Consider the following 24,152-nt stretch of genomic DNA (forward strand, 5'->3'; position numbering starts at 1 on the left):
TACGCGGCCATCGCGGGCGGCGGCGACCAGTACGTGACCGTCGCGTGCAGTAGTGTCAGGGACGCGGCTGCGGTGGCGACGGTGGCCGGTGGTCGCGGAACGTACTGCCGATCCGGACTCGAGTCGGCTGGCCACCTGCTCCACCCCCTTACGGCTGCGAGCCGATCGGCCGACCGCGGTCGGACCGAACTCGTTCGGCGTCACGGCTACCCAGCGGCCGCGAGTATCGCTCGTGAGATGAGTTCCTGCGCGCTCTGCGGGCTCCCGACGCCCGAGCCGCCGGTGACCGGGGACGACGTCGCCGGCCGCTTTTGCTGTCGCGGTTGCCTCGAGGTGAGCGCGACGCTCGCTGAAGTCGACAACATGGACGGCTCGAACGTCGTGGACCGGGCGGCCGAGTCCGCCGAACGAGCGGTTCCCGACGGGTGTGCGGAGGCGTTCCTCGCGATCGAAGGGATGCACTGTTCGACCTGCGAGGGGTTCGTCTCCCTGCTGGGCGAACGCGAGGAAGGGATCCTGACAGTCGAAGCCAGCTACGCGACCGACACTGTCCGCGTCGTCTACGACCCCGATCGGCTGCTCGAGGCCGACCTTCCCGACGCGCTTTCGGGGTACGGCTACGAGGCGCGGTTCCGCGACGACGACGCGGGCGGCGGGCGGACTCGAGCCGACGAGGAGATCGCGCAGCGACTGCTGATCGGCGGGTTCCTGACGATGCTCGTCATGCCGTGGTACCTGTTCTACCTCTACCCGAGCTACGTCGGAATCGAGACGGGGATCCTCTCGGTCGACGCGACGTCGCCGGTCGGGATCTACCTCCCGATGGCGATGATCGGCCTGTTGGCGGGCGGCGTCCTGTTCTATACCGGCTATCCCGTGTTGCGCGGCGCGTACGTCAGCCTCCGGGTCGGCCAGCCGAATATGGATCTGCTGATCGCCATCGCGGCGACCGCGGCGTACGGCTACAGCACGGTCGCGCTGGCGACGGGGAGCACGCACCTCTACTACGACGTGACCGTCGCCGTGATCATGGTCGTCACGCTCGGGACCTACTACGAGCGTCGGATCAAGCGTCGGGCGACGGACCTGCTCACCGACGTGACCGCCGCACGGGTTCGCGACGCGACTCGCCGAACGACGGCGGGAGTTGAGACGGTCCCGGTCGATCGGCTCGAGGCCGGTGACGAGGTCCTCGTCAAACCCGGCGAGCGGATCCCCGTCGACGGGACGGTCGTCGAGGGGACGGCGGCGGTCGACGAGTCCGTCCTCACCGGCGAGTCCCTGCCGGTCACGAAGCGGCCGGGGGAGCGGGTCGTCGGCGGAGCGATCGTCACCGATAGCGCGCTCGTCCTCGAAGTGGGTGAGGGGGCCCAGAGCACGCTCGATCGCATCGCGACGCTCATGTGGGAGATCCAGAGTTCGACGCCGGGCGTCCAGCGGCTGGCCGACCGGCTCGCGACGATCTTCGTCCCGCTCGTCCTGACGCTCGCGGTCGTCCTCACGGGCTGGCGGCTCGCGACGGGGACGCCGGTCAGCAATGCAGTTCTCACGGGGCTGACGGTACTGGTCGTCTCCTGTCCGTGCGCGATGGGGCTGGCGACGCCGCTGGCGGTCGCCTCCGGGTTGCGCGACGCCCTCGAGCGGGGAATCGTGGTCGCGAACCCGACCCTGTTCGAGTCGGCGTCGGCCGCCGAGACGGTCGTCTTCGACAAGACCGGCACGCTGACGGCCGGCGAGATGGCCGTTCAGGAGGTCCGCGGCGACTCCGACGCGCTCGAGCGCGCTGCGGCCGTCGAACGCCTGTCGGAGCACCCCGCGGCTGAGGCCATCGTGGCCCACGCGGAGAGCGGGCAGTCGGACCGGACCGAAAGCGGCGCGACCGTCGCGTCCGATGGCGGCCACCTCGAGCGCTCAGAAGGGGACGAGACGATCGAGACCGAGCCCGCGCTCGAGCCGACCGACTTCGAGCGCCACCCCGGCGAAGGCGTGAGCGCGACCGTCGACGGCGAGCGATGCGTCGTCGGGACGCCCGCGCTCGTCGAGCGACTGATCGGGCCAGTTCCCGACGACCTCGAGCGGGCGATCGACGAGGGTCGAGCGGCCGGTCGGCTCCCGGCCGTCGTGGGCTACGACGGGCGAGCGCGGGCCGTCATCGTCGTCGGCGACCGGACGCGAACCGAGTGGCGCGACGTCCTCGAGTCGTTTGCAGACCGCGAGGTGGTCGTACTGACGGGTGACGACGAGGCCGCGACCAAGACGTTTCGCGACCACCCGGCGGTCGATCGCGTCTTCGCGGGCGTTCCGCCCGACGGGAAAGTCGAGACCGTCCGACGACTCTCCCGCGAGGGGGTGACGGCGATGGTCGGCGACGGTACGAACGACGCCCCCGCGCTGGCCGCGGCGGACGTCGGTATCGCGCTCGGCCACGGAACGGCCCGCGCGACGGACGCCGCCGATGCGATCGTCACCTCGAGCGACCTCCGCGGCGTCCGCGCCGTGTTCAATCTCGCGAGCGGCACTCGCCGTCGCATTCGCGAGAACGTCGCCTGGGCGCTGTTGTACAACGCCGTGGCGATCCCGCTGGCCGCGGCCGGACTGCTCAATCCGCTGTTCGCCGCGGTTGCGATGGCCGCGAGCAGCACCATCGTCGTCGTCAACTCCTCGCGGGCGGTGCTGGACGATCGATGAGTACGTTTCCGGTGGAGTCTCACCGTTGCGCCTCGGCTTCGATCGATTTCGAATACCGTCTCACGGAGAGCGCAGTCGATTCCGTTTCGGGTACGACCCCCTCTCCACCCCCACACTTATCGATATGCGTTACCAAGGCACAGATATGGAACGGAGACGGCTTCTCCTCACGTCTGCGACCGCCGCGGCGGTCATTCTCGCTGGGTGTGGGGGTCCAGAAGACGACACTGATGACGACGGCGGTGGCATTTACGCCCTCGACGAATCGGCGTAGTAAGCGTGGTGAGATACTGTTCGAAGCGTGAGGCTATTCCAGCGTACTCGCGCCACCGATTCGCACTCACCTACGAATCGCTGTGACCGAATTCAGATGTGAAGAGGGACGGAGGGGGCCGCAACAGGACCGTCGTTGAATCGGCTCGGAACCCCCAGACCGCCTGCTGTTGGTTTTCTGTGATCGCCCGTCGGTGCGTCACCGATTCTATTGGTCGCGACGAACAGCGATACCAACCGGTCTAGTTCGTGGGTACTCCACTATGCGAAAACCAGAAGAATGGGATCGAGTCTACGCCTCCGGAACCGACGACACGTACCGGCGGTACCGACGCAGGGTCTCGCCGTCCTCGTCGCGCAGTTCGACGACGAACTCCGCCTGGCCGACGGTCTCCTCGAGGTCGGCCTCGCGGATCGTGAACTCGTAGGGCGGTTCCTCGACGCGCTCGACCTCGCGGTCGCCGCTGGTCACGACGACGCTATCGATCCCCGTCGAGTCCGAGAGCTGGCAGTCGATCTCGCCCCCGGACTTGCTACACGCCAGATCCGGGTTGACATCCGTCCCCGAATCGTTCCCTAACGGTGACTGGAAGTCGAGTACCATGGGCGAGATGGGTGCGGTCCCGAGTATCAGGACGATAGTCAGGAAGATCGAGATGTTGATCTTCGAGCCGTTTCGAGCGATCGTCCGGACGATCGGGCGTTCGGCGGTCCGCCGGAGCCGGATCACGAGCGGCACGATCACGGCGTGGGTCAGCGGCCCCCAGAGGATGAGGACGAAGCCGTAGGCCCGAACGTACTCGAGGATCGTCCACTCGATCCCGTAGGAGAGGACCAGGCTGCTCGCCGACCAGCAGAAAAAGCCGAAGAAGAGCAGCCCGGCGCTCTTGAACAGCCGCCAGATCGGCGTGTTGGCGTAGTAGACGCTCAGGAGGTCCCGCCAGGCCTGGACGAGGACTCGCCTGACGAACGATAGCGGCGATGCGGTCGCGTCGGCGTCAGCATCGGAGTGTGTCATGGGTGGGTGGAACGAACGAAACGGTTCGTCGGGTCGATCAGGCGCCGATCGACCAGAGTTGGGTCAGCAGATACCAGTTCAGTAGGTAGGTGATGACGAAGGCACCGAGGAAGACCAGACAGAGGACGAACGTACCGCGCATCTCGTAGGCATGGACGGGATCGTCGGGGTCCTGTGCCATGCCCAGCCCGCCGTCCGCGACGAGGTCGGCGTTATCGTCGGCGCTCTCGACGCGGTCGCCGAAGACCAGCGAACCGACTGCCACGAGAACGAAGAGGATGCCACCCGCGATGGCGAGCAGAGCGAAGATCCCGAAGACGGCGAACAGGGGTGCTGCAGCCGAGAGGCTGAACTCGGTGCCGGGGATGTTTTCGACTACCTCGGCAGTCCGGCGAGGAACGCCGTAGAGAATGCCGACGTACATCATCATCAACACGGCGACGCCCATCGCGGCCGAGTAGAAGAACGGCTGGATCGACGCGAGCCGCTCGGAGACGTACTGGCGCATGAACATCGTTCGGATCACGAAGAAGATCAGGCCCATGAACGCGACCGTGGTCCCGAGGACGACCGTCGCGTGGAAGTGACCGACCGTCGCGAACGTGTTGTGCCAGGTCATGTTGAGTTGCAGTTGGCCCATCATAACCCCCGTAATCCCGCCGAGGAAGCCGAACAGAATGATCGAGAAGATCGTCGAGGAGAACACCGGATCCCGCCAGGGAGCCGACGTCAACCAGCCGAACAGCCCGCCGCCCTTCCCGCGCTTTCGGCGGCCGGCCTCGATTCCCGCCGGAATGGCGAACGCGTGGATCAGACTCGCGAACGTGGCTCCGTAGAACGCGTAGGACGTGTTCCAGAGACGCCAGCCGGTCGACACTGCGGGATCCGACAGCAGGTGATGTGCCGCCCCGAGGTTGATGAAGAACAGATAGAGGATGAAGGCGGTCCGCGAGACCTTCTCGCTGACGACCTCCGCGCCGGCGACGACGTGGGTCAGGAAGTACCAGACCGCGATCATCGCGACGAGATTGATCTGCTGGGTTCCGTGGCCGATGATCCAGTACATCTGACGGTACCAGGCGGCGTCCCACCACTGGATGTACTCGAGTCGCCACAGCAGGGTGGGAACGAACGCGAACAGGCCGCCGACGAGCGCCTCGACGGCGATGATTCCCGTAACGAAGGCGGCGAAGCTGACGAGCGGGAGCGTCTTCCGCGGATTTTCGCGCTTCTCGTACCACATCGTCGCGAAGAACGGCAGCGCGGCGACGACGGTGCCCAGGATGAAGACGATCGCACCGGCGTAGAACAGCGGCGAGATCGGCATCGGGACGTAGGCTGTCAACAGCGGCGCTTCGTTGGGCGCCTCGGTGGTCCAGATCGCGTAGTTGACCAGCAGTGCGCCCGCGACCATGACGAGCCAGCCGGCCTTCGCAACGCTCGTGAACGGCAGCCGGCGGCCGAGAACCATCGGCCCGCCCACGTAGAGGATCGCGATCTCCATGAACACCATCCAGAAGATGAGCAGGTTCCACGCGTGCAGGCTGAGGTGCGTGTAGAAATCGCCCGGATCGAGCAGCCCGATCACTTCCCAGCGTGTCATCGCGACGGTGATGGCGAAGATGCCGCCGTACAGCAGGGCGACGACCGCCGTGAGTCCGAACAGTTTGACGAGGTTTTCGACGGACCGGTGGATCTCGAGGCCCGTCACCGAGCAGGTTCGGAAGCCGTCGTCGCGGTACTCGTTGTCGAACAGGCCGAGAACGTCTAGTTTGTGTGCCATCGATATCACTCCTCCACGATGATCGTGCCGTGCATGGTCCTGTGCCCCTGCCCGCAGAACTCGTTACAGATGATGTGGTAGGTGCCCGGCTCGTCGAACGTCATCGGGACGACCCACTCGTAGCCGGGCAGCACCTGCAGGTTGATCTGCTTGCTGAGCGCGTCCTCCGGCCGCAGCGAGAAGCCGTGCTGGACGTCCATGGAGCTGAGGTGAATGTCGTACTCCGTCCCCGCCTCGAGGATGACCGGTGCGCCGTCCCACTGGAAGCGCATCGCATTGAGATAGACGTCCGTCTCGGGCGGGACGAGGCCGTCCTCGGTCTCGGTCCCGTCTTCCTTGTACGCGCTCATCTTCTCGCGGTACGCCTCGGCGTCAATGCGGAACGTTTCGCCGATCGGGTTCTGATCGCCGACGCGCGTCCAGGTGCTCATCCACCCGAAGAGGATGAGCGACCAGGCGGCGCCCAGCCCGAGCCAGATCGACTCGCGTCTGTTGACCGGCTGATCCCACCAGTTGCCGTCCGGGGGTTTGAGTGGTGACGTCATCGAATCACCCTAGTGGAACGGAAAAGACGTCGACCCAGCCCCACGCGACGTACGAAAGCGCGAAGAACACGAGCGCCGCCGCCGCGAGTAGCCAGATGCGGTTGTACAGTCGTTGCATCATCGGTTCCGATTCGCTCGAGTGTGACCCAGTCATTTCCTTTCGGTCGAAATTCGTTATGAAAGCTGCATAGCCGTTCTCCCGCACATATTCCCCTTCCTCTCTGTCAAAAGAGTTGCAATTACGACCAGTCACATTCTCGCCCCAGGATATTGGAATTAATACGGGGCAGAATCGAGGGAAAGAGCGACCAACGGTACGATGAGACGTGAAGACGAGGTGTGAAAAGGAGGACGAATGGCAGTTCTCCGGGTGGGCCGTCCGCGGCGGGATACCCACTCTCGCTCACGGATCCTCGTCGTAGACGTCGGGGTTTTCCTCGCCCTGAACGTTGACGACGCCGAGTGCGCCGCGGTGGACGACCCGCGAGAGGGCGTGGTCGACGAGCTTGACCGGACCGGGAACGGGGAACTCCATCTCAGCGGCGGTGGTGGTGCCCGGCGGGACGGGAGTCGTCTCGACGTTGTTGGCGGGTTCGCTCAGCAGGTCGCCGCTGCGGTAGAGGTTGCTCCAGACGTTGCCGATCGGGTGGAACGAGCTCAGCAGATTCGGGCCGCCGTTGGCGAAGTAGACCCGGGCGGTCTCGCCGGTGTTGGCCTGCATGGGGCCGACGCCGTCGGCGGTGAAGCCGTAGGCCTGACCGTTGAAGACGACGTAGGTGGGCTCTTCGCGCATCATCGCGTCGTGATCGAACGCGTGGTGGCCTTCCTCGCCGACCTCGCCGGCGGTGTAGATCTCGTGCTGGCCGAGGTAGAACTCGTTGTCGACCTCGGGCAGGCCGTCCTCGGGTTCGACGAGGATCGAGCCGAACATGCCGCTACTGATGTGGTAGTCCATGGCCGGGACCGCACAGTGGTAGATGAACACGCCGGGATACTCCGCGCGGAACTTGATCTGGGTCGGGTCGTCGTCGGGGGCGATGGTCGTCGCGTCGGCGCCGCCTCCAGGGCCGTAGACCGCGTGGAAGTCGACGTTGTGCATCGCCGCGTTCATGTCTTCGGGAACGTCGAAGGTGAGGTTAACCGTGTCACCCTGACGGACCCGGATCATTGGTCCCGGCACCTGCCCCTCAAACGTCATATAGTCGAAGGTGACGCCGGGTTCGATTTCGGCGGTGACCTTCTGCGTTCGAAGCGTCACGTCGTGCGTGCGGGGCTCGTTCCAGTCGACCGGTGCCGGAACGTCCGTGGGATCCCGCGCGATCTGGTCGATGTCGACCGATTTTGCCGCTTCTAGTCCTTCCTCTTCTTCCTCGCCGCCGTTCTGGTCGCTGTTCGCTTCGGTGCCCGATTCGTCACCGCCAAGGCAGCCGGCGACTGCGACCGCTCCGGCTGCACCCATCGCCTGCAGGAACCGTCGTCGGTGAGCGTTGTGTTGGGTCATCGTCCTACATCCGAAGAGATGGCAGACAGACGTTCAATAGCAGCGACGGTTCTCGAAAATCAGTAATTGAATTGGCACTTCCCGCTATACTGTGGGCTACTATATACCCCGCCGATAACTGCCGACGGGAGCGGGTGACCACGTGGCGTTCGCCGGCAGTCAACCGGCGATCACGAGCGTCTCGAGGACGATCGCGAGAAGGATCGCGCCGAGGTAGTAGTTCGAGACGTAAAACGAGCGGAGCGCGACCGCGTCGGTCGGGCGACGATACTGGCGGATCACCGACCGGAGGAAGACGGCACCGAGCGAGACGGACGCGAGCGCGTAGACCCAGCCGAGTCCCGCCAGCCAGCCGAGGGCGCTCGCAGCTAGCAGCGTCGCACCCAGATAGAGCGCGATGTGTCGACGCGCGGCGAGCACGCCTTCGGTAACGGGAAACATCGGGAAACCACCACGTGCGTAATCGTCGCGATAGGCGATCGCGAGGCTGTAGAAGTGTGCCGGCGTCCACAGGAAGATCACCGCGGCGAGGGCAATCGCGGGCGGTCCGACGGATCCCGTGACGGCCGCCCAGCCGATGATCGCGGGAAGCGCGCCCGCGCCGCCGCCGAGAACCGTGTTCCAGACGGTGTTGGGCTTCAGGACAACCGTGTAGAGGGCGGCGTAGTAGCCGATGGCGGCGAGCGTCAGCGCCGCGGCCAGCACGTTGACCCACGCGACGAGAACGGCCATCGATGCGCTCGTGAGGACGATGCCAAACGCGAGAGCGTTCCGCGCCGGGACGAGATCGTGAACCAGCGGCCGGTCGGCCGTCCGGTTCATCCGCCGATCGCGGTCGCGCTCGTACACGTGATTGAACGTCCCGCTCGCGCCGATCGCGAGGACGCCACCGGCGAGCGTCGCGAGCGCGACCGACGGCTCGAGCGGCGTCCCGGTCAGCGTCGCCAGCCCCATCCCGGCCAGTGCGACGAGACAGAGCAACCACATCAGCCGCGGTTTGGTGAGCGTCAGATACGCACCAGCCGTTCGACGGAAGCGTGCAATTCGCCCGCTCGGGATGTCGGTCTCTGCCGCGATATTCGCGTCTTCACCGGCAGCGACGTCGCTCGCTTCTGCGACTGATCGCGCTGGCTCGACGGCGTCCGGCTGCGCCGATCGATCGCTGGCACCGTCCTCGAGGGTCCGAACGAGCGCGACGATGAGGCAGGCGAAGATGACCATCGCGAGGACGAGGTGAAGGCCGGACGCCGCGGCGGGGCCGCCGACGACGAGCGCGGCACCGAGAGCGACCTGGATCGGAAAGAGGACGATCGCACAGCCGACGAGCCAGGTCACGCGGCGCCCGATATCGACCTGCCGGGCGGCCAGCCCGGACGCGACGACGAGGAGGCCGGTCACGAGGGCCGCCACGCGGTGAGCCCAGAATAGGAGGAGGTCGCCTGAGAGCGAGCCGAGCGACGAATCGGTCGCACAGCCCGGCCAGGTGGGACAGGACGCCGCGCCGTCGGTCGCCGAAACGGCAGTCCCGAGCGCGACGAGGATGTAGGCCGCGATCGTCGTCGCTGCGAGCAAGTCCGCAAATCGTCGTTGGTTGAGATCGTCAATCATCTGGTATCGGTAGCATCGTCTCGTCGGTGGTCGTGGGGGTAGCCCCACGAAGTCGGTTTCCGGTTACGCGTCGTCTCTCGTCTCGAGCGCCCCGTTCGTCCGCCAGATGACGGTCACGACGTCGTCATCGCGTTCGACTGGTTCGTAGGTGTAGCCGCGGTCGTCCAGTTTCGGAAACAGAAACTGGGGGACGCGGTCGTTTCGCTGGACCAGAACGGTCTCCGCGGGGAGCTCGGCGAGCGTCTCGAGGGTCCGTTTCAGTGGCTCCGGGGGACCGAGCGAGCGTACGTCGATCGTTTCCCGCGGTCGGTCGGACGGTGCGTCCGTGCCGTCGACGATGGCTGCTATCGTGGACATGGCGATGTGGGTAGCGATATCTCGACCGATTGCGATCGGTCAGGCCTCCAGCTTCGGGAATCGGGCGACGAACTCGTCGGGGGCATGTTGCTCGACCTCGTAGCCGTCAGCGTCGAAGCTCTCGACTTCGGCCTGAAACTCGTAGAACAGCGGCTTGGGCTCGTGATCGTTGACGATCGTGAGCGTCTCGCCCGGCTCGAGGGCCTCGAACTCGTCGTGGATGGTCGGGTGGCGGTTCACCGGTTGAATGTCTCTGACATCGAGTCGCGTCATGTACTGGTGCATCGGAACGGCTGCCGGATGGTAATTCGTGCGAACACGTTCGGGATGCCGGAGCGCTCGTGAATCATCACTAGGTCTCACACGGTCGACGACACGGTTCGGGCGGTGTTACGCGTGTTCGATACGCACGTGCCAGACGCCGTCCTCGCGTCGCTCGCTCTCGTGAGCGAATCCGCGATCGTCGAGTTCCTCGTAGAGCGGGACCGGTTCGAACGGCACGATCAGTCGTAACTGACCGCCGCGTTCGAGCGACTCGAGTGCGGTAACGATGTCGTCGAACGGCGGTCCGTCGATCTCACGGACGTCGAGCGTCCGTTCTGTTGATTCGATCGTCATCGGTCCGTCGTTCGGTCCGCGGCGGGTTGGCCGTTCGTCCGAACGTGTTCGCGGCAGCCGATCTTCCCGGTGCGCGGGAATCAGCCGAACATATTCGTCACTGCCAGTATATAGCTCCGAACAGAACACGTTCGTATGGCCCACGCAACCCTCACGCTCACGATGCCCGAGTCGATCTGGATCCAACAGGTTTCGACGGACTTTCCCGAGTCGAACTTTCGCGTCCTCGCGGCCGTTCCCGGCTCAGACACCGGCTTCGCCCTCGTTAGAATCGCCGGTTCGGCGGTTCCGGACGTGGTCGAAGCCATGGAGGACCACCCGCAGATCACCGAACTTTCCCTCGCCCAGTGGAGCGATGACGAGGCGACGGTCCACTTCGAGACCACCGCACCGCTCCTGTTGTTCTCCTCTCGAGAATCGGGGATGCCGATCGAACTGCCGGTCGAAATCCAGGACGGCGAGGCGACGATCGACGTCACCGGCTCCCGGGAGCGATTGGCCGAACTCGCCGAACAACTCGAGAACTTCGGCCTCCAGTACCGGATCGAGCACGTCCGCGAGCGGCTCCACGAGAGCCAGCTCCTCTCGGACCGCCAGCTCGAGGTGATCGTCGCCGCCGTCGAAGCGGGCTACTACGACACCCCACGGCGCAGTTCACTGACGGAGCTAGCTGATCGTCTCACGATTGCCAAATCCACGTGTAGCGAGACGCTCCATCGGGCGGAAGAAGCGATTGTCAAGCGGTTCGTCGAAGATGTCCCCAGCGTCTCCGACGGAGAAGAACCGCTCGAAGAAACGGCCGCAAGTACGTAATTCGATCCGCTGACGTCGCGCTCCGGTTTGGGACACCTCTCTGCCGTCCGCGTCGGTAGAGTGGTGATCCGACGAAAATCGACGGCCGAATTTTGCAGTACCGGGGAATCGGTTCGAGTGTGAGACTCGCGTCGCGCTGGGTTCCCGCCCTCGAACTCCGGGAGGAAACAATGAAATCCACCCACCTGACGCTTCGGGGCTTCCGCCACTGAAGCCCATCTGTCGAGTTGGGTCGATATCCGATTCCGACGGCGATTGACTTATATGGGCGAACATGATCGGTTCGATTCTCATGGTGTGGAAATCGGCTCACTCCTTCATGCGAGTACGGTTATGAGACGAGGAATGAGGATCCACAAATGAACGATTTGAAGTGCATGCCGTCGAGTACTCTCGGCATGACACCAGTGTCATATACAGAGGTGTTCTGATCTAATGAGCACGGACGATGAATCATTCCACCCCCTCGGAGACGAGTGGGAAGGCGAACTCGAGACGATGCTCGACGATACCGAGTACGACAGCCAACTCGGTATGGACATGGCCCGCGACGCGATGCGGGTCACCAAGGGCGAACTCTCCGAAGCCGACTTCCACGAGAAGTATCACGAGGATGTGATGGAGGAGTTCGGCGAGGACGAGCGACCGACCAAGGAGGCCTACGAGGCGGCCCAAGAGGAGGCCAAGGGGACGTTCTCCCGAATGGTCGATAAGTTCGACGGCGACGGCGAGGAAACCCGTCGCGAGACCATGAAGAAGATGGGCGTCGGCGCGACGGCCGTCGGCCTCGGTGCGTTCGGTACCGTCAGCGACGGTCCCGAGCACAGCGTGGCCGAAGGCCCGCGCCAAGAGACCACCGAGGAGAGCGACACCCAGTGGGGGATGACGATCGACCTCGAGCGGTGTGACGGCTGTCTCTCCTGTATGACCGCCTGTTCCGAGGAGAACGATCTCGACCAGGGCGTCAACTGGATGTACGTCATGGCCTGGGAGGACGACAACCACCACGGCCAAGAGGGCTCCGAGTACGACGTCTACACCGACTTCAACATGGGGAGCGACTTCAACATGCTCGTGCGGCCGTGCCAGCACTGCACGGACGCTCCCTGCGAGAAGGTCTGCCCGACAACGGCGCGTCACACGCGCGACAAGGACGGTCTCGTGTTGACCGACTACGACGTTTGTATCGGCTGCCGGTACTGTCAGGTCGCCTGCCCCTACGGCGTCAACTACTTCCAGTGGGACGAACCCGATACGGCCTACGAGGACATCGACGGCCTCGAGGATCCCGACAACCCCGACCAGATCACGCACGCCGAGTACGATCACGGCGAGCGCTGGGTCGACAGTCGCGCGCCTCGCGGGACGATGAGCAAGTGTACGATGTGTCCGTCCATGCAGGACGGCAAACAGGGAGAAGAGCAGGTCGGGACGACCGCCTGCGAGTCGGCCTGTCCGCCGGGCGCGATCCAGTTCGGCAACGTCAAAGACGAGAAGAGCGATCCATCCCAGCACCGCGAGCACCCAGTCAAGAGTCGCGCGGTCATTCACCTGACGAACGGCACCGAAAGCAGTAAATCCGCTCCGTCGGCAGACCAGATCGACAGCGCCCTCAGCGAGGGCGACGACCTCGAGACTGCGATCGATAATATCGAGGGGCTCACCATGGACATTCTCGCGGTCATGAAGTCGATCGAGATGGTCAGCGAAGGCACCGAGCCCAGCGACGACGAGAACAACTCCATCCTCTCGGCCGAACAGGATATCCTCTCCGCAGTCGAGGCCTTCCAGCAGTACGTCGACCTCGACACCGAAGAGGCGTATACCGAACTGGGACTCGGCGACGGCAGCGAACAGCAGGCTCGGTTCCGACTCGAGCAATACACGGGCGACCCGAGTTCGTTCCAACTGCTCGAGGACATCGGAACGAACCCGAACATCACCTACCTCGGCCAACAGCCCGGACCGGAGGCCCACCAGGTCGACGGTCCGACCGCCTACGAGGACGTCGACCTGCTCGACGAGCGCCAGGAGGACCTCGACGAAGGCACGGTCGGGCGGATTGACGGGGTGTCCTTATGAGTACGAAGGAGCCAACGGAAGCGGACATCCTTCGTCCGATCAACACGCTCACGAAGAAGTACTTCATCCTGTACGGTGCCGCGACACTGGGTCTCGTCGCCTTCCTCATCGCCTGGGCCTACCAGCTTCAGCAGGGCCTTATCGTCACCGGCCTCGGCGACTGGGGGAGCGGTGGCGGCTCGACCTGGGGACTGTACATCGGCGCGTTCATCTGGTGGGTCGGTGTCGCTCACGGCGGCATCATCCTCTCGGCCGCCGTCCGCCTGCTCAATATGGACCGGTACATGCCGGTCGCTCGACTCGCGGAGATGACGACGATCGGCGGTCTCTCGGCCGCCGGCTTCTACATCCTGGTCCACATGGGACGTCCGGACCGGATGGTGACGAGCGTCATTGGTCACTACCACATCACGGTCAACAATTCGCCGCTCGTGTGGGACGTGACCGTCATCACGGCCTACTTCGTGCTGTCTGCGACCTACCTCGGACTGACGTTGCGCTATGACGTTAACCGCCTGCGTGACGATCTGCCGGACAAGTTCGAACCGGTCTACAAGATACTGACTATCGGCTACAGCGAGAAAGAAGACAAGGTCATCGATCGGATGGTCTGGTGGCTCGCCGCCGCAGTCATCATCATGGCCCCCCTCTTGCTCCACGGCGGCGTGATTCCGTGGCTGTTCGCACTCCTTCCGGCGATGCCCGGCTGGACCGGTGCGATTCAGGGGCCGATGTTCCTCAGTATCGCGCTGATGTCGGCGATCAGCGGCATCATGATCATCTCCTACGCGTTCCGCCGAGCCTACGACTGGGATCATATCATCACCGACGACATCTTCCGCGGACTGCTCCTGTGGCTCGGATTCTTCACCCTGCTGTTCCTGTGGTTCCAGCTGCAGACGATCATCAACGGCGTCTTCCTCGGACCGACCAACAAGGCGGTCGCGATCGAAGCGAAGATCGGCCATCCGGTCTACCAGGTTGCGATGACGATGATCTTCGGCACGCTCGTGTATATCTTCCTGCAGGGGATCCGTCCGGCCCTGTTCAGTAAGAAGCGAGCCCTCATCGCCAGCTGTATCATCCTCGCCGGGACCCTGACCGAGAAGATCCTGTTCGTCGTCGAGGGATTCCTGCACCCGACGTTCGACATCTACGCCAACACGCCCGGGACCTACTTCCCGAGCCTCATCGAGTGGCTCTCGCTCGTCGGAACGACTGCGCTGGTTGCACTTTTATTCCTCAACCTCTCGAAGCTCGTTCCAGTGGTCGAACTCCACGCGGTCGAACACCTGCGCGGCGACCACGCACACGATGACGAAGCGACCGAACCCGAGGTGGAAGCATGAACGCAGCACTGACAGCGATCCCATCGGAACTCCTGTACCACGGCTACGACGGCACCGCCGGCTTCACCGGCTTCGCCAACGAGGGAACCTGGATCATCTTCGCGGTCATCCTGGTTCCGGTCTACATCATGCTCGCGGCGTGGTTCCTCGGTGAACCCCGCGACACGAAGACCGGACTGCTCGGCGTGAGCTACCTCGTCGGACTGACGACATCGATGTGGGTCGGGATGTTCGTCCTGACCGTCCTGATCGGTATCGTCTTCTACGGCGGCCCGCCGGAGCCGATCAGCGGCGTCGGCCCGCCGTAACCGTCGCCGTCTCACAACGAACACCGATTTATTTTTCGCGACCGTCAACCCGTAAGCGGTGCCGTTCAGCAGTGATTCGGTCCCGAACCATCACACGTATCCCGTTCCACATCCTTCCAACGACTAACACAGCCACTATGAGCATTACAGAACACGAACTCGAGATCAAACTCGAGGAGGTCGAAGATCCGGACATCGGCGAAGACATCGTCTCGCTCGGACTGGTCAACGACGTCGTTATCGACGACGAGACGGCCCGCATTTCGCTCGCGTTCAACGCGCCGTACGCTCCCTCCGAGATGGCGATCGGGAATCAGATCCGCGATGTCATCGAGGACGCCGGTCTCGAGCCCGACCTGCGGGCCCACGTCGGCGAGGAACACGGCTTCGACGACGAGGTCCTCCCGAACGTGCGCAACGTCATCGCCGTTTCCTCCGGCAAAGGCGGCGTTGGCAAGACGACGGTCGCGGCCAACCTGGCGGCCGGACTCGAGAAACGCGGTGCGATGGTCGGCCTGCTCGACGCCGACATTCACGGGCCGAACGTTCCGCAGATCCTCCCGCCTGAGAGCGACCCCGGCGTCACGCCCAACGAGGAAATCGTGCCACCACGCTCGGACGGTGTCCGCGTCATCAGTATGGGCATGATGATGGAAGACGACGACGACCCCGCAATCTTGCGCGGGCCAATGGTCAACAAGTTTATGATGAAATTCCTCGAGGGCGTCGAGTGGGGACGACTCGATTACCTCATCGTCGACCTCCCGCCGGGGACCGGCGACGCGACGCTGAACCTCTTGCAGTCGATGCCCGTGACGGGCTCGGTCGTCGTCACGACGCCCCAGGAGATGGCGTTAGACGACACCCGAAAGGGGATTCAGATGTTCAACAAACACGACACGCCGGTGTTCGGCGTCGTCGAGAACATGAGCTCCTTCATCTGTCCGTCCTGTGGCGACCAGCACGGGCTGTTCGGGACCGGCGGTGCGGACACCATCGTCGACAAGTACGACGTTCCGCTGCTGGGCAAGATTCCGATCCACCCCGACTTCGGGGCCGACGGCAGCGAGGGGGCGCTCGTCAAGGACGACGACAGCGAGGTCCAACAGCACCTCGAGGACCTCGTCGGCGAGGTCGCCGACCGAATCGGCGAGGCCAACCGCCGTACGGTCTCGGAAAACATCACGCAGGAACCGGCGAACAAGCTACCGACCGAGACGAAAGACTGAGCGCTCCGACGGCGCGCTCACCTATCGCGGCTCATCGTTCTCTCCGAACCCGTTTTCTCCGTCCCCTGCAGTTATGATTCCGTCCATCGAACAGAGACGCAATGCTCGATACGTACGCCGATTCGATCGACGACCTCGAGCCGGGAGCCGGCGAGGTCGAGACCGCGGAACTGGTCGTCAGCAACGATGTCCTCGTGAAGGCCTTCGCGCTCGGACCGGGTGCTGAACTCGAGGCCCACGAGCACGCCGATAGCACGAACGTGTTTCACGTGCTCGAGGGGACAGTCACGGTGATTCAGGACGACGAGCGCGAGGAGATCGACGCGCCAGGAGTCGTCCACCACGAGCGCGGCGTCGACACGGTGCGGAAAACGAGACCGACGAGACGGTGATCTTCACTGCGAGCCTCTGTCCGATGCCGTCCTGAGGTGCCGGTGATGCAGTCAGTCTGAGCTTTTCCGCGTCTCCTCGTCCTCGAGCAGCGAGACGATGTACTTCCCGACGTGATCGTCCATCCGACGCTTGTAGCCGGCCTGCCGGGCGAGTCGATCGAGTTCGCGAGCGACGAGGCTACCGTACTGGACCGCCTTCTTGTCCCTGCTGGCGACCTCGGCCGGCAGATGCCGGTCCGCAACTCGTCGGAACCCGCGCTTTCGCTCGTCCGCGTCGGCCAGTAGCTCGTCGGGCAGTCGAAGCGCCGCCTCGACCACGGCGTCGTGAAGGAAGGGCGCGACTGACTCGAGGCCCGTCGCCTCGATCGTCAGTACGTCCCGCGGCAGTTGGTTCGGGAGACTTCGAATTCCCTCGCGGACGGCTCCGCGGACGGTCTCGGCCTCGACCCGGTGGTCGAGTCGGACGACCTTCTCGTAGCCGCCGAACAGCTCGTCGGCTCCCTGACCGACGGCGAGCGCGTCGAACCCGTCCGCGGCGACGCGCTCGCCGACCAGGTAGAGCGGGAGCGCGATCTGGACGTCCATCGCGTTCGTCCGTCCGGTCGCTCGCGCTACCGACGGAACGGCGCGCTCGAGGTCGGCCGGCTCGAGGTCGACGACCGTGAGGTCGCGCCCCATCGCATCGGCGGCCGTCCGCGCGGCCGCGACGTCGTGGCTGTCGGAGAAGCCGACGACGTACAGCGGCGCGTCGAGCAGTTCGGCGACCAGCGCCGAGTCGACGCCGCCGGAGAAGGCGACGGCGATATCGCGATCGTCCTGCCGAACGCTCGCGATCGCCGTTTCGATTGCGCCCTCGAGGTCGTCGATCGCGGCCTCGTGGTCCGATACGGGGGCCGGATCGGGGAGCGCCCAGCGGGATTCGGCGTCGGGAACGGGATCGTCCACGGCTGCCACCGCACCGGCCGGAAAGAGGATCGGGTTCTCGAGTACGGTCGGCTCGAACGCCCACGACGGTCCCGCGTGCGAGAGACTCGTTTCCAGTTCGACGAACAGCGGAACTCTCCCGAGCACGTCTCGAACGAGTCGGCCGTCGATCTCCCCCGCGAAGCCGGCCGTTCCCGGAAGCGGGTCGGCGCGCTCGAGCGCGTCGCGGACGATCGGCGGTTCGGTACCGTGAAGCGTTGTGTCGGTCATCGGATGAGATTGAAAACGCGACCCACTCGTCGCGTGACGCCGCCGGCGAACTGTCGAATGCTGATCCGCCACGGCGTTCGCTTCCCTTCGACGGTCGTCCGGCCCGCCGCGATCGCCTCGAGGATCGCATCGGCGGAGCGGTCGTCGGCGTCGACGCGGGTGATCGCCTGCCCGACCATCTCGCTGATGTGGGCGTCACTCCCGGCGGTCATCGGCAGATTTCGAGACCTGGCGTAGCGTTCGGCCTGCCGGTTCGCCCGACCGGTGAACAGACGGGAGTTGTAGACCTCGATGGCGTCGCCGAGCGCGAGCTGTTCGCGGGAGACCCTCGCCATCACGCCGTGGCGCGACTCCTGAAACGGGTGGGGGATCACGGCTAATCCGCCCTGGTCGTGGATCGCCTCGAGCGTCGACTCGAAGGAAAGTCCCGGGGGAACCGCTTTCTCGAGGCCGAGTCCGAGGATGTGACCCGCCTTGCTCGAGATTTCCATTCCCGGAATGCCCACGAGGCCATAGTCGGGGGCCTGCTCGGCGGCCTCGAGGCTCGCATCGATCTCGTCGTGGTCCGTCACCGCGATCGCGTCGAGACCGACGGCCTCGGCTTGCTCCAAAATGAGCTCGACCGGGTCGCGACCGTCGTAGGACAACGACGAATGCGTGTGAAGTTCGACCGACAGCACGGGCGGACGTTTAGCGGGGCTGATGAAAAACGACTCGGTCCGCACCTCTCGACGCCGCCCATCGACCGATTTTATCCACGTTCGTGCATATAGAAACCCATTTACCGGCCGACTTTCACCACCTAGGTGAATGAGTCTTGCCGATTCGGACCGCGAACTCGTCGTCTCCGAGCTGGGGCGGGAACCGACTCGAGCGGAGGCGGCGCTGTTCGAGAACCTCTGGAGCGAGCACTGTGCGTACCGCTCCTCGCGACCGTTGCTGTCGGCGTTCGACAGCGAGGGCGAGCAAGTCGTCGTCGGGCCGGGCGACGACGCGGCGGTTGTCGCGCTCCCCGACAGCGAAAGCGGAGACGGAAACGGGAGCACGTACATCACGATGGGAATCGAGAGCCACAACCATCCCTCCTACGTGGACCCAGTCGACGGCGCGGCGACGGGCGTCGGCGGCATCGTCCGGGACACGCTCTCGATGGGTGCGTATCCAATCGCGCTCGCGGACTCGCTGTACTTCGGCGAGTTCGACGATGACCACTCGCAGTACCTCTTCGAGGGCGTTGTCGAGGGAATCAGCCACTACGGCAACTGTATCGGCGTCCCGACGGTCGCCGGAAGCGTCGATTTCCACCCCGATTACGAGGGGAATCCGCTGGTTAACGTGGCCTGCGTCGGGCTGACGAACGAGGAGCGACTCGTCACCGCCGAGGCCCAGCAGCCGGGAAACAAACTCCTCCTCGTCGGAAACGCCACCGGCCGCGACGGGCTCGGCGGCGCGAGCTTCGCCAGCGAGGACCTCGCCGAAGACGCCGAGACGGCGGATCGACCCGCGGTACAGGTCGGCGATCCGTACGCCGAAAAGCTGCTCATCGAAGCCAACGAGCAACTCGTCGATGAAGGCCTGATCGAGTCCGCTCGCGACCTCGGCGCCGCCGGCCTCGGCGGGGCCTCGAGCGAGATGGTCGCCAAGGCCGACCTCGGTGCCCGCATCGAACTCGAGCGAGTCCACCAGCGCGAGCCGAACATGAACGCGATGGAGATTCTACTGGCCGAGTCTCAGGAGCGAATGTGTTACGAGGTCAAGCCGGAGAACGTCGACCGCGTGCGCGAGATCGTCGAGCGGTTCGATCTCGGCTGTTCGGTCATCGGCGAGGTCACCGACGAAAACTACACGTGTCTTTTCGAGGGAGAGACAGTCGTCGACGTCGACGCCTACTTCCTCGGCGAGGGCGCGCCGATGAACGATCTCGCGACCGAGGAACTCGAGGAGCCCGAGACGGACCTGCCCGACGCGGACCTCGAGGCGGCCTTCGATGCCGTCGTCTCGAGTCCGAACACCGCCTCGAAGCGGTGGGTCTACCGGCAGTACGATCACGAGGTCGGCGTGCGAACGAGCGTCGGACCGGGCGACGACGCGGCGATCGTTGCGGTCCGAGAGGCCGAGCAAGGGCTTGCGATCTCCTCTGGTGCCGCACCGAACTGGACCGCCGTCGCGCCATACGAGGGCGCTCGCGCGGTCGCACTCGAGAACGCGACGAACATCGCGGCGAAGGGCGCGACGCCGCTGGCCGCGGTGGACTGTCTCAACGGCGGCAACCCGGAGAAGCCGGACGTCTACGGCGGCTTCACCGGCATCGTCGACGGCCTCGCGGAGATGTGCGAAACGCTGTCGACGCCGGTCGTCGGCGGGAACGTCTCGCTGTATAACGATTCCGTCGCGGGGCCGATTCCGCCGACGCCGACGCTGGCGATGGTCGGCTCCAAGGACGGGTACGATGCGCCGCCGCTGTCGGTCGAGTCCGAGGGCGATCTGGTCCTCGTCGGTGATCTCGGCCTCGATCGAGACGAGTCCCGGCTCGGTGGCTCCGAGTACCTCGCGCGCTTCGACGGCAGCGATCGGTTCCCAGGGCTGCCCGACGATCCCGCGAGCGTCGTCGAGACGCTGGCGGCGGTCGCGAACGACGACTCGACGCTGGCCGTTCACGACGTGAGCCACGGCGGCCTCGCCGTTGCGCTCGCCGAAATGGTGGGCGACGACGCGGGCCTCGAGGTGTCGATCCCGGCGGCGGATCCCGCTGGCGCGCTGTTCCACGAACAGCCGGGCCGCGCGCTGATCCAGACCGAATCGGTCGCGGCCGTCCGCGAGGCGTTCGATGGCATCGCCCCGGTCGTCGAACTCGGGACGGCGACCGACGAGGGTCGGCTCGCGATCGATCTCGGCGATCGAACGCTCGAGACCGACGCGGCCGCGATCCGCGAGCGACGCGCGACGATCGAACGCGAACTCGAGTGACGGGACCGATCGAGAGTCCACGAACCGATTCGACGGATTTTTCGCCGTATTGTCCGGTATATTGATATACGACCGGGCCGATTCGTCCAACGAACCGCCAGACCGGAGGAAGTTCGATGTCCACAGACACCCCGTCCGTCCTGATCGTCGAAGACGAGCCCGACCTCGCGAACCTTTACGCCGCGTGGCTCGAGGACGACTGCGACGTCGAGACGGCCTACGACGGCAGCGAAGCGCTTGAGGCGATCGATGGCGCGATCGATGTCGTCCTCCTCGATCGTCGGATGCCCGGTCTCTCGGGCGATACCGTCCTCGAGACCATTCGAGAGCAGTCACTCGAGTGCCGGGTCGCGATGGTGACGGCAGTCGAACCCGATTTCGACATCGTCGAGCTCGGATTCGACGATTACCTCGTCAAGCCCGTCTCGAAGGACGAACTGGTCGACATTATCGACCAGTTGCTCCTCCGGGCGACCCACGACGAGCAACTCCAGGAGCTCTTCGCACTCGCGTCCAAGAAGGCGCTGCTGGACGACCAGAAGACCGAGTCCGAACGCCGGTCCAGCCAGGAGTACGCCGAACTAGAAGACCGGATGGCCGTCCTCCGCGTCCGGGTCAACGACACGATGCAGGAACTCCTCGAACAGAACAGCTATCGGGAGCTCTGTCAGGACATTGCGCGCGAATCCGTTTTTCAGGAGTAGCGGGGATCGAGACGGCGTGGTGAGCCGGAGTCCATCAGTCGACGAGCCGGAACGTTCGTCCGCGCGGAACGGTCACAACGTTGAATCGTCCCAGCGCAGAATCCGCTTACCCCTGATCGGCCTACCCCGAACGCGGATTCGAGGGTCCGATTCGGTTACTCGAGTCGTCGTTCGAGCGTCGTGATGTCTCGGATTTCGATCCGCGTACCGCCGTTCTGGCCGTTGGTGACGGTACACTTCCAGTCGTGGGCTTCGCCGATGGCCCGAACGAGCGCGAGGCCGAGTCCGTCGACTGCGGTGTCGTCGTCAGCGGTCGGATCGAGGACGCGTTCGTGTGCGTTCGGTGGGATCTCCGCGGCGTCGTCGAGCACGAAGAAGCCGCGACTGCCGCCGTTCTCGAAGCCGACCAGCCCGATCTGGATCGTCACATCGCCGTCGGCCCGCGCGGCGGCGCTGTCGAACGCCGTCTCGAGCAGGTGGACGAACCGCTCGGGGTCCGCCCGGAGCGTGGCCGGGGCGTCGACGACGAGCGCGTCCGCCTCGAGGCGGGACTCCCCGATGGCGTCGTCGATCGCCGACTCGAGGTCGAGCCGAGCACGGGTACCGATGGCCGTGGCATTGCGGGCGAACTCCCGAACGTCGTCGACGAGGCGCTCGGCCCGGTCGAGAGTCGTTTCGACGGTGTCCTCCGCGAGGGGAAACTCCCATGCTTCGGCTCCGTCGTCCTCGAGCGCGTCGGCGACGGCCTCGAGCTGGCGCTGCAGGTCGTTCGAGAGCACGTCGGCGACGGCTTCGAGGCGTTCAGTCTGGCGTTCGAGTTCGTCCGTGCGGTCCCTGAGGATCCGTTCTCGGTCGGCCCGATCGAGGGCGGCCCGCGTGTTCTCGACCAGCGTCGAAATGAGGTCGACGTCGCTCTCGTCGAACCGGTGGGGCTCGAGCGAACCGGTCATGAGCACGCCGTGGGTCCCGATCGGTGCGATGATCTCCGAGCGCAGCGGCGTCTCGGGGTTGTAGATGTCGTCGACGGTCTCGAGGTCGTCGAACAGTTCGACGCCGCCGGCCTCGAAGACATCCCAGACGAGCCCCTCTCCGGGATTGAACCGCGGGAGGCCACCGAACTCGTCGTGTGCGCCGGCGGTGCCGGCGACCGGCTCGAGATAGCCCTGCTCCTCCTCGAGCAGCCAGATGCCGCTGATGGGGAGATCGAGTAGGTCGCTGCCGGAGTGGACGGCGATCGCGCAGATCTCTTCGGGGTCGTCGGACTCGAGGAGCCACCGGGTGACCTCGTGTAACGACGTGACGACGCGATCGTACTCGTGTTGGTCGGTAACGTCCCGGACGACGACGGCGACGGTCGCCCTGTTGTCCTCGACGGGGACGAACCGGAACTCACCCATTCGGTCGTCGCCGCCCCGACCGGTGTAGGGGAGCTCGAGCTGGCGACGGCCGGCGTTGCCGACGTCGACATCGGTGATCGCCCGGCCGATCTCGACGGCGCGTTCGGCGTCGATCCCTGCCAGTTCGGTCAGCGTCTCGATGTGCTCGCCGACGAGTCGCGATCGGCCGACGCCAAAGATCGACTCGGTCGCGCCGTTGACGGTGACGATCTCGCGGTTGCGATCGAGCGTGACGACGGCGTCCCGGATCGCCTCGACGACCGCGGCGTGCTGGGCCAGCGTCGTCTCCTGAGCCTTCCGCTCGCTGACGTCGCGCATGTACACCGAGAGGCCGGTCTCGGAGGGATAGGCCCGCGCCTCGAACCACGTCTTGAGGGGAGCGTGGTAAATCTCGAAGGAAACCGGCACCTGTTCGTCCATCGCGCGGTGAAAGCCCTCGGGAAACTGCGTCTCGACGGTCTGGGGAAACTCGTCCCACATGACCCGGCCGATCAGCTCCGCGCGCGAGCGTTTCAGCAGCGTTTCGGCTCGCTCGTTGAGATAGGTGAACCGAAAGCCGGTATCGAGGGCGAAGAAGGCGTCGGTGACCCGGTCGACGATCGGAACGGATCGCATCGTCACGGCTCTCCACCTCCGTTCGGCGACTGATTCATCCCTTCATCTCTCTCGAGGAGATCCCCTCCCTCAGCCGTTTGCATCATCGACAGACAGTCAGCACATCGTTCGTGGGACGCCTATTTCAGTGTCGTGGCCGAGCAGTAGCGTGCGACTCACCCACACGAGTTCACACAGTCACCGCAATGCCATCGACTGAGAGGGGGCGGGAGCGCAAACAAAACCGTGATCGTCGCGCCACGTCGAGTCAGTGACCGGCGCACAAACCAGTTGATCGGTATAGGGAAACACCGTATTACTCGGTGCCAGCCGACCGGCGTGCGGTGGTGCGCGCTGTCAGCGAGGCGCTCCCGATAGTCGCGCCTCGGAAGCGACTGGAGAGCGGAGCGAGCCGTGAGCAGGCCGACCGAACGTCAGTGGGGGTGGCCGATGACGTTGCGTGAGGGATAAGTGAACGAATAGCTCAGGACCGTCGATCCCGCAAACCATACGAACGGTGCGTCGTTCGGAGCGGCTGTCAGGAGTGAGAACCGCGAGGTGAACGGGGAACGAAGTGACCTGGGGCCTCCGGTCCGTGAGTAGCAATCGGTTGGGGAGGGCGTGGCGATTTCCTGTTGCCACGGTAGCAGGGAACTTCTTTCATCGAACTCACTACTGAACACCCTGTACAGTACAGTTCTGATTCTGTCCAACAGCACTTTGGCCCCGTGT

At 64.8% G+C, this 24,152-nt stretch carries 21 protein-coding genes and 1 pseudogene; 10 read left to right on the top strand and 12 right to left on the bottom strand.

Features of this window, described 5'->3' with window-relative positions:
- The first annotated feature begins 237 nt into the window (after nucleotides 1-237).
- Together CP556_RS19745 and CP556_RS26845 are read left to right on the top strand one after the other, a co-directional pair.
- The gene (locus CP556_RS19745) at nucleotides 238-2,688 is read left to right on the top strand and encodes a heavy metal translocating P-type ATPase (RefSeq protein ID WP_098727491.1); all 2,451 of its coding nucleotides are present in this window, start codon (nucleotides 238-240) and stop codon (nucleotides 2,686-2,688) included.
- Between the two features lie 145 nt (nucleotides 2,689-2,833).
- Nucleotides 2,834-2,962 (top strand): hypothetical protein, encoded by a 129-nt coding sequence (locus CP556_RS26845; protein WP_255291509.1) that lies wholly within the window; start codon nucleotides 2,834-2,836, stop codon nucleotides 2,960-2,962.
- Nucleotides 2,963-3,253: 291 nt separating this feature from the next.
- Here the strand turns inward: CP556_RS26845 and CP556_RS19750 are convergent, their stop codons facing one another.
- The 9 genes from CP556_RS19750 to CP556_RS19785 all read right to left on the bottom strand — a co-directional run bounded on the left by CP556_RS19750 (nucleotide 3,254) and on the right by CP556_RS19785 (nucleotide 10,391).
- Complete coding sequence (locus CP556_RS19750; RefSeq protein WP_098727170.1) at nucleotides 3,254-3,979, bottom strand: hypothetical protein; 726 nt, start codon at nucleotides 3,977-3,979, stop codon at nucleotides 3,254-3,256.
- Nucleotides 3,980-4,016: 37 nt separating this feature from the next.
- Complete coding sequence (locus CP556_RS19755) at nucleotides 4,017-5,762, bottom strand: cytochrome c oxidase subunit I (RefSeq protein ID WP_098727171.1); 1,746 nt, start codon at nucleotides 5,760-5,762, stop codon at nucleotides 4,017-4,019.
- 5 nt (nucleotides 5,763-5,767) lie between these two features.
- Nucleotides 5,768-6,307, bottom strand: coding sequence for a cupredoxin domain-containing protein (locus CP556_RS19760; RefSeq protein WP_098727172.1), 540 nt, complete (start codon nucleotides 6,305-6,307; stop codon nucleotides 5,768-5,770).
- Between the two features lie 4 nt (nucleotides 6,308-6,311).
- A complete protein-coding gene (locus CP556_RS26130; RefSeq protein WP_176548072.1) occupies nucleotides 6,312-6,461 on the bottom strand; it encodes a hypothetical protein in 150 nt (49 codons plus the stop codon).
- Nucleotides 6,462-6,710: 249 nt separating this feature from the next.
- Complete coding sequence (gene nirK / locus CP556_RS19765) at nucleotides 6,711-7,808, bottom strand: copper-containing nitrite reductase (protein WP_098727173.1); 1,098 nt, start codon at nucleotides 7,806-7,808, stop codon at nucleotides 6,711-6,713.
- 159 nt (nucleotides 7,809-7,967) lie between these two features.
- Complete coding sequence (cyoE, locus tag CP556_RS19770; protein ID WP_098727174.1) at nucleotides 7,968-9,416, bottom strand: heme o synthase; 1,449 nt, start codon at nucleotides 9,414-9,416, stop codon at nucleotides 7,968-7,970.
- Between the two features lie 63 nt (nucleotides 9,417-9,479).
- Complete coding sequence (locus tag CP556_RS19775; protein ID WP_098727175.1) at nucleotides 9,480-9,773, bottom strand: DUF2249 domain-containing protein; 294 nt, start codon at nucleotides 9,771-9,773, stop codon at nucleotides 9,480-9,482.
- A gap of 39 nt (nucleotides 9,774-9,812) precedes the next feature.
- A complete protein-coding gene (locus CP556_RS19780; RefSeq protein ID WP_098727492.1) occupies nucleotides 9,813-10,046 on the bottom strand; it encodes a DUF2249 domain-containing protein in 234 nt (77 codons plus the stop codon).
- Nucleotides 10,047-10,163: 117 nt separating this feature from the next.
- Nucleotides 10,164-10,391, bottom strand: coding sequence for a DUF2249 domain-containing protein (locus CP556_RS19785; protein WP_098727493.1), 228 nt, complete (start codon nucleotides 10,389-10,391; stop codon nucleotides 10,164-10,166).
- Nucleotides 10,392-10,526: 135 nt separating this feature from the next.
- On the opposite strand from CP556_RS19785, the gene CP556_RS19790 reads away from it, so the two are divergent.
- The 6 genes and pseudogenes from CP556_RS19790 (at nucleotide 10,527) to CP556_RS19815 (ending at nucleotide 16,599) form a co-directional block, all read left to right on the top strand.
- Complete coding sequence (locus CP556_RS19790; RefSeq protein ID WP_098727176.1) at nucleotides 10,527-11,204, top strand: helix-turn-helix domain-containing protein; 678 nt, start codon at nucleotides 10,527-10,529, stop codon at nucleotides 11,202-11,204.
- Nucleotides 11,205-11,639: 435 nt separating this feature from the next.
- Nucleotides 11,640-13,286, top strand: a complete 1,647-nt coding sequence (locus CP556_RS19795) for a 4Fe-4S ferredoxin N-terminal domain-containing protein (RefSeq protein WP_098727177.1) — start codon at nucleotides 11,640-11,642, stop codon at nucleotides 13,284-13,286.
- Nucleotides 13,283-14,635, top strand: coding sequence for an NrfD/PsrC family molybdoenzyme membrane anchor subunit (gene nrfD / locus CP556_RS19800; protein WP_098727178.1), 1,353 nt, complete (start codon nucleotides 13,283-13,285; stop codon nucleotides 14,633-14,635). The genes CP556_RS19795 and nrfD overlap by 4 nt, the downstream gene beginning before the upstream one ends.
- On the top strand, nucleotides 14,632-14,943 hold the full coding sequence (locus tag CP556_RS19805) for a hypothetical protein (protein ID WP_098727179.1): 312 nt from the start codon (nucleotides 14,632-14,634) through the stop codon (nucleotides 14,941-14,943). The genes nrfD and CP556_RS19805 overlap by 4 nt, the downstream gene beginning before the upstream one ends.
- A 137-nt stretch (nucleotides 14,944-15,080) precedes the next feature.
- Nucleotides 15,081-16,172, top strand: coding sequence for an Mrp/NBP35 family ATP-binding protein (locus tag CP556_RS19810; RefSeq protein WP_098727180.1), 1,092 nt, complete (start codon nucleotides 15,081-15,083; stop codon nucleotides 16,170-16,172).
- A 101-nt stretch (nucleotides 16,173-16,273) separates the two neighbouring features.
- Nucleotides 16,274-16,599: pseudogene (locus tag CP556_RS19815) on the top strand (cupin domain-containing protein).
- 16 nt (nucleotides 16,600-16,615) lie between these two features.
- Here CP556_RS19815 and CP556_RS19820 read toward each other — a convergent pair.
- Both CP556_RS19820 and CP556_RS19825 read right to left on the bottom strand, forming a co-directional pair.
- Nucleotides 16,616-17,758 carry an asparagine synthase C-terminal domain-containing protein gene (locus CP556_RS19820; protein ID WP_098727181.1) on the bottom strand — a complete coding sequence of 381 codons (1,143 nt, stop codon included), beginning with the start codon at nucleotides 17,756-17,758 and terminating at the stop codon, nucleotides 16,616-16,618.
- A complete protein-coding gene (locus CP556_RS19825) occupies nucleotides 17,755-18,438 on the bottom strand; it encodes a PHP domain-containing protein (protein ID WP_098727494.1) in 684 nt (227 codons plus the stop codon). Before CP556_RS19825 ends, CP556_RS19820 begins: the two co-directional genes overlap by 4 nt.
- 130 nt (nucleotides 18,439-18,568) lie before the next feature.
- Here CP556_RS19825 and purL point away from each other — a divergent pair, with 130 nt between their 5' ends.
- Nucleotides 18,569-20,725, top strand: coding sequence for a phosphoribosylformylglycinamidine synthase subunit PurL (gene purL / locus CP556_RS19830; RefSeq protein WP_098727182.1), 2,157 nt, complete (start codon nucleotides 18,569-18,571; stop codon nucleotides 20,723-20,725).
- Nucleotides 20,726-20,841: 116 nt separating this feature from the next.
- A complete protein-coding gene (locus tag CP556_RS19835) occupies nucleotides 20,842-21,429 on the top strand; it encodes a response regulator transcription factor (protein ID WP_098727183.1) in 588 nt (195 codons plus the stop codon).
- A gap of 155 nt (nucleotides 21,430-21,584) precedes the next feature.
- Here CP556_RS19835 and CP556_RS19840 read toward each other — a convergent pair whose 3' ends face one another.
- Nucleotides 21,585-23,441 (bottom strand): PAS domain-containing protein, encoded by a 1,857-nt coding sequence (locus CP556_RS19840; RefSeq protein WP_098727184.1) that lies wholly within the window; start codon nucleotides 23,439-23,441, stop codon nucleotides 21,585-21,587.
- Nucleotides 23,442-24,152 lie beyond the last annotated feature (711 nt).

The organism is Natrinema sp. CBA1119 (genome assembly GCF_002572525.1).
In the GTDB taxonomy this organism is placed as follows: domain Archaea; phylum Halobacteriota; class Halobacteria; order Halobacteriales; family Natrialbaceae; genus Natrinema.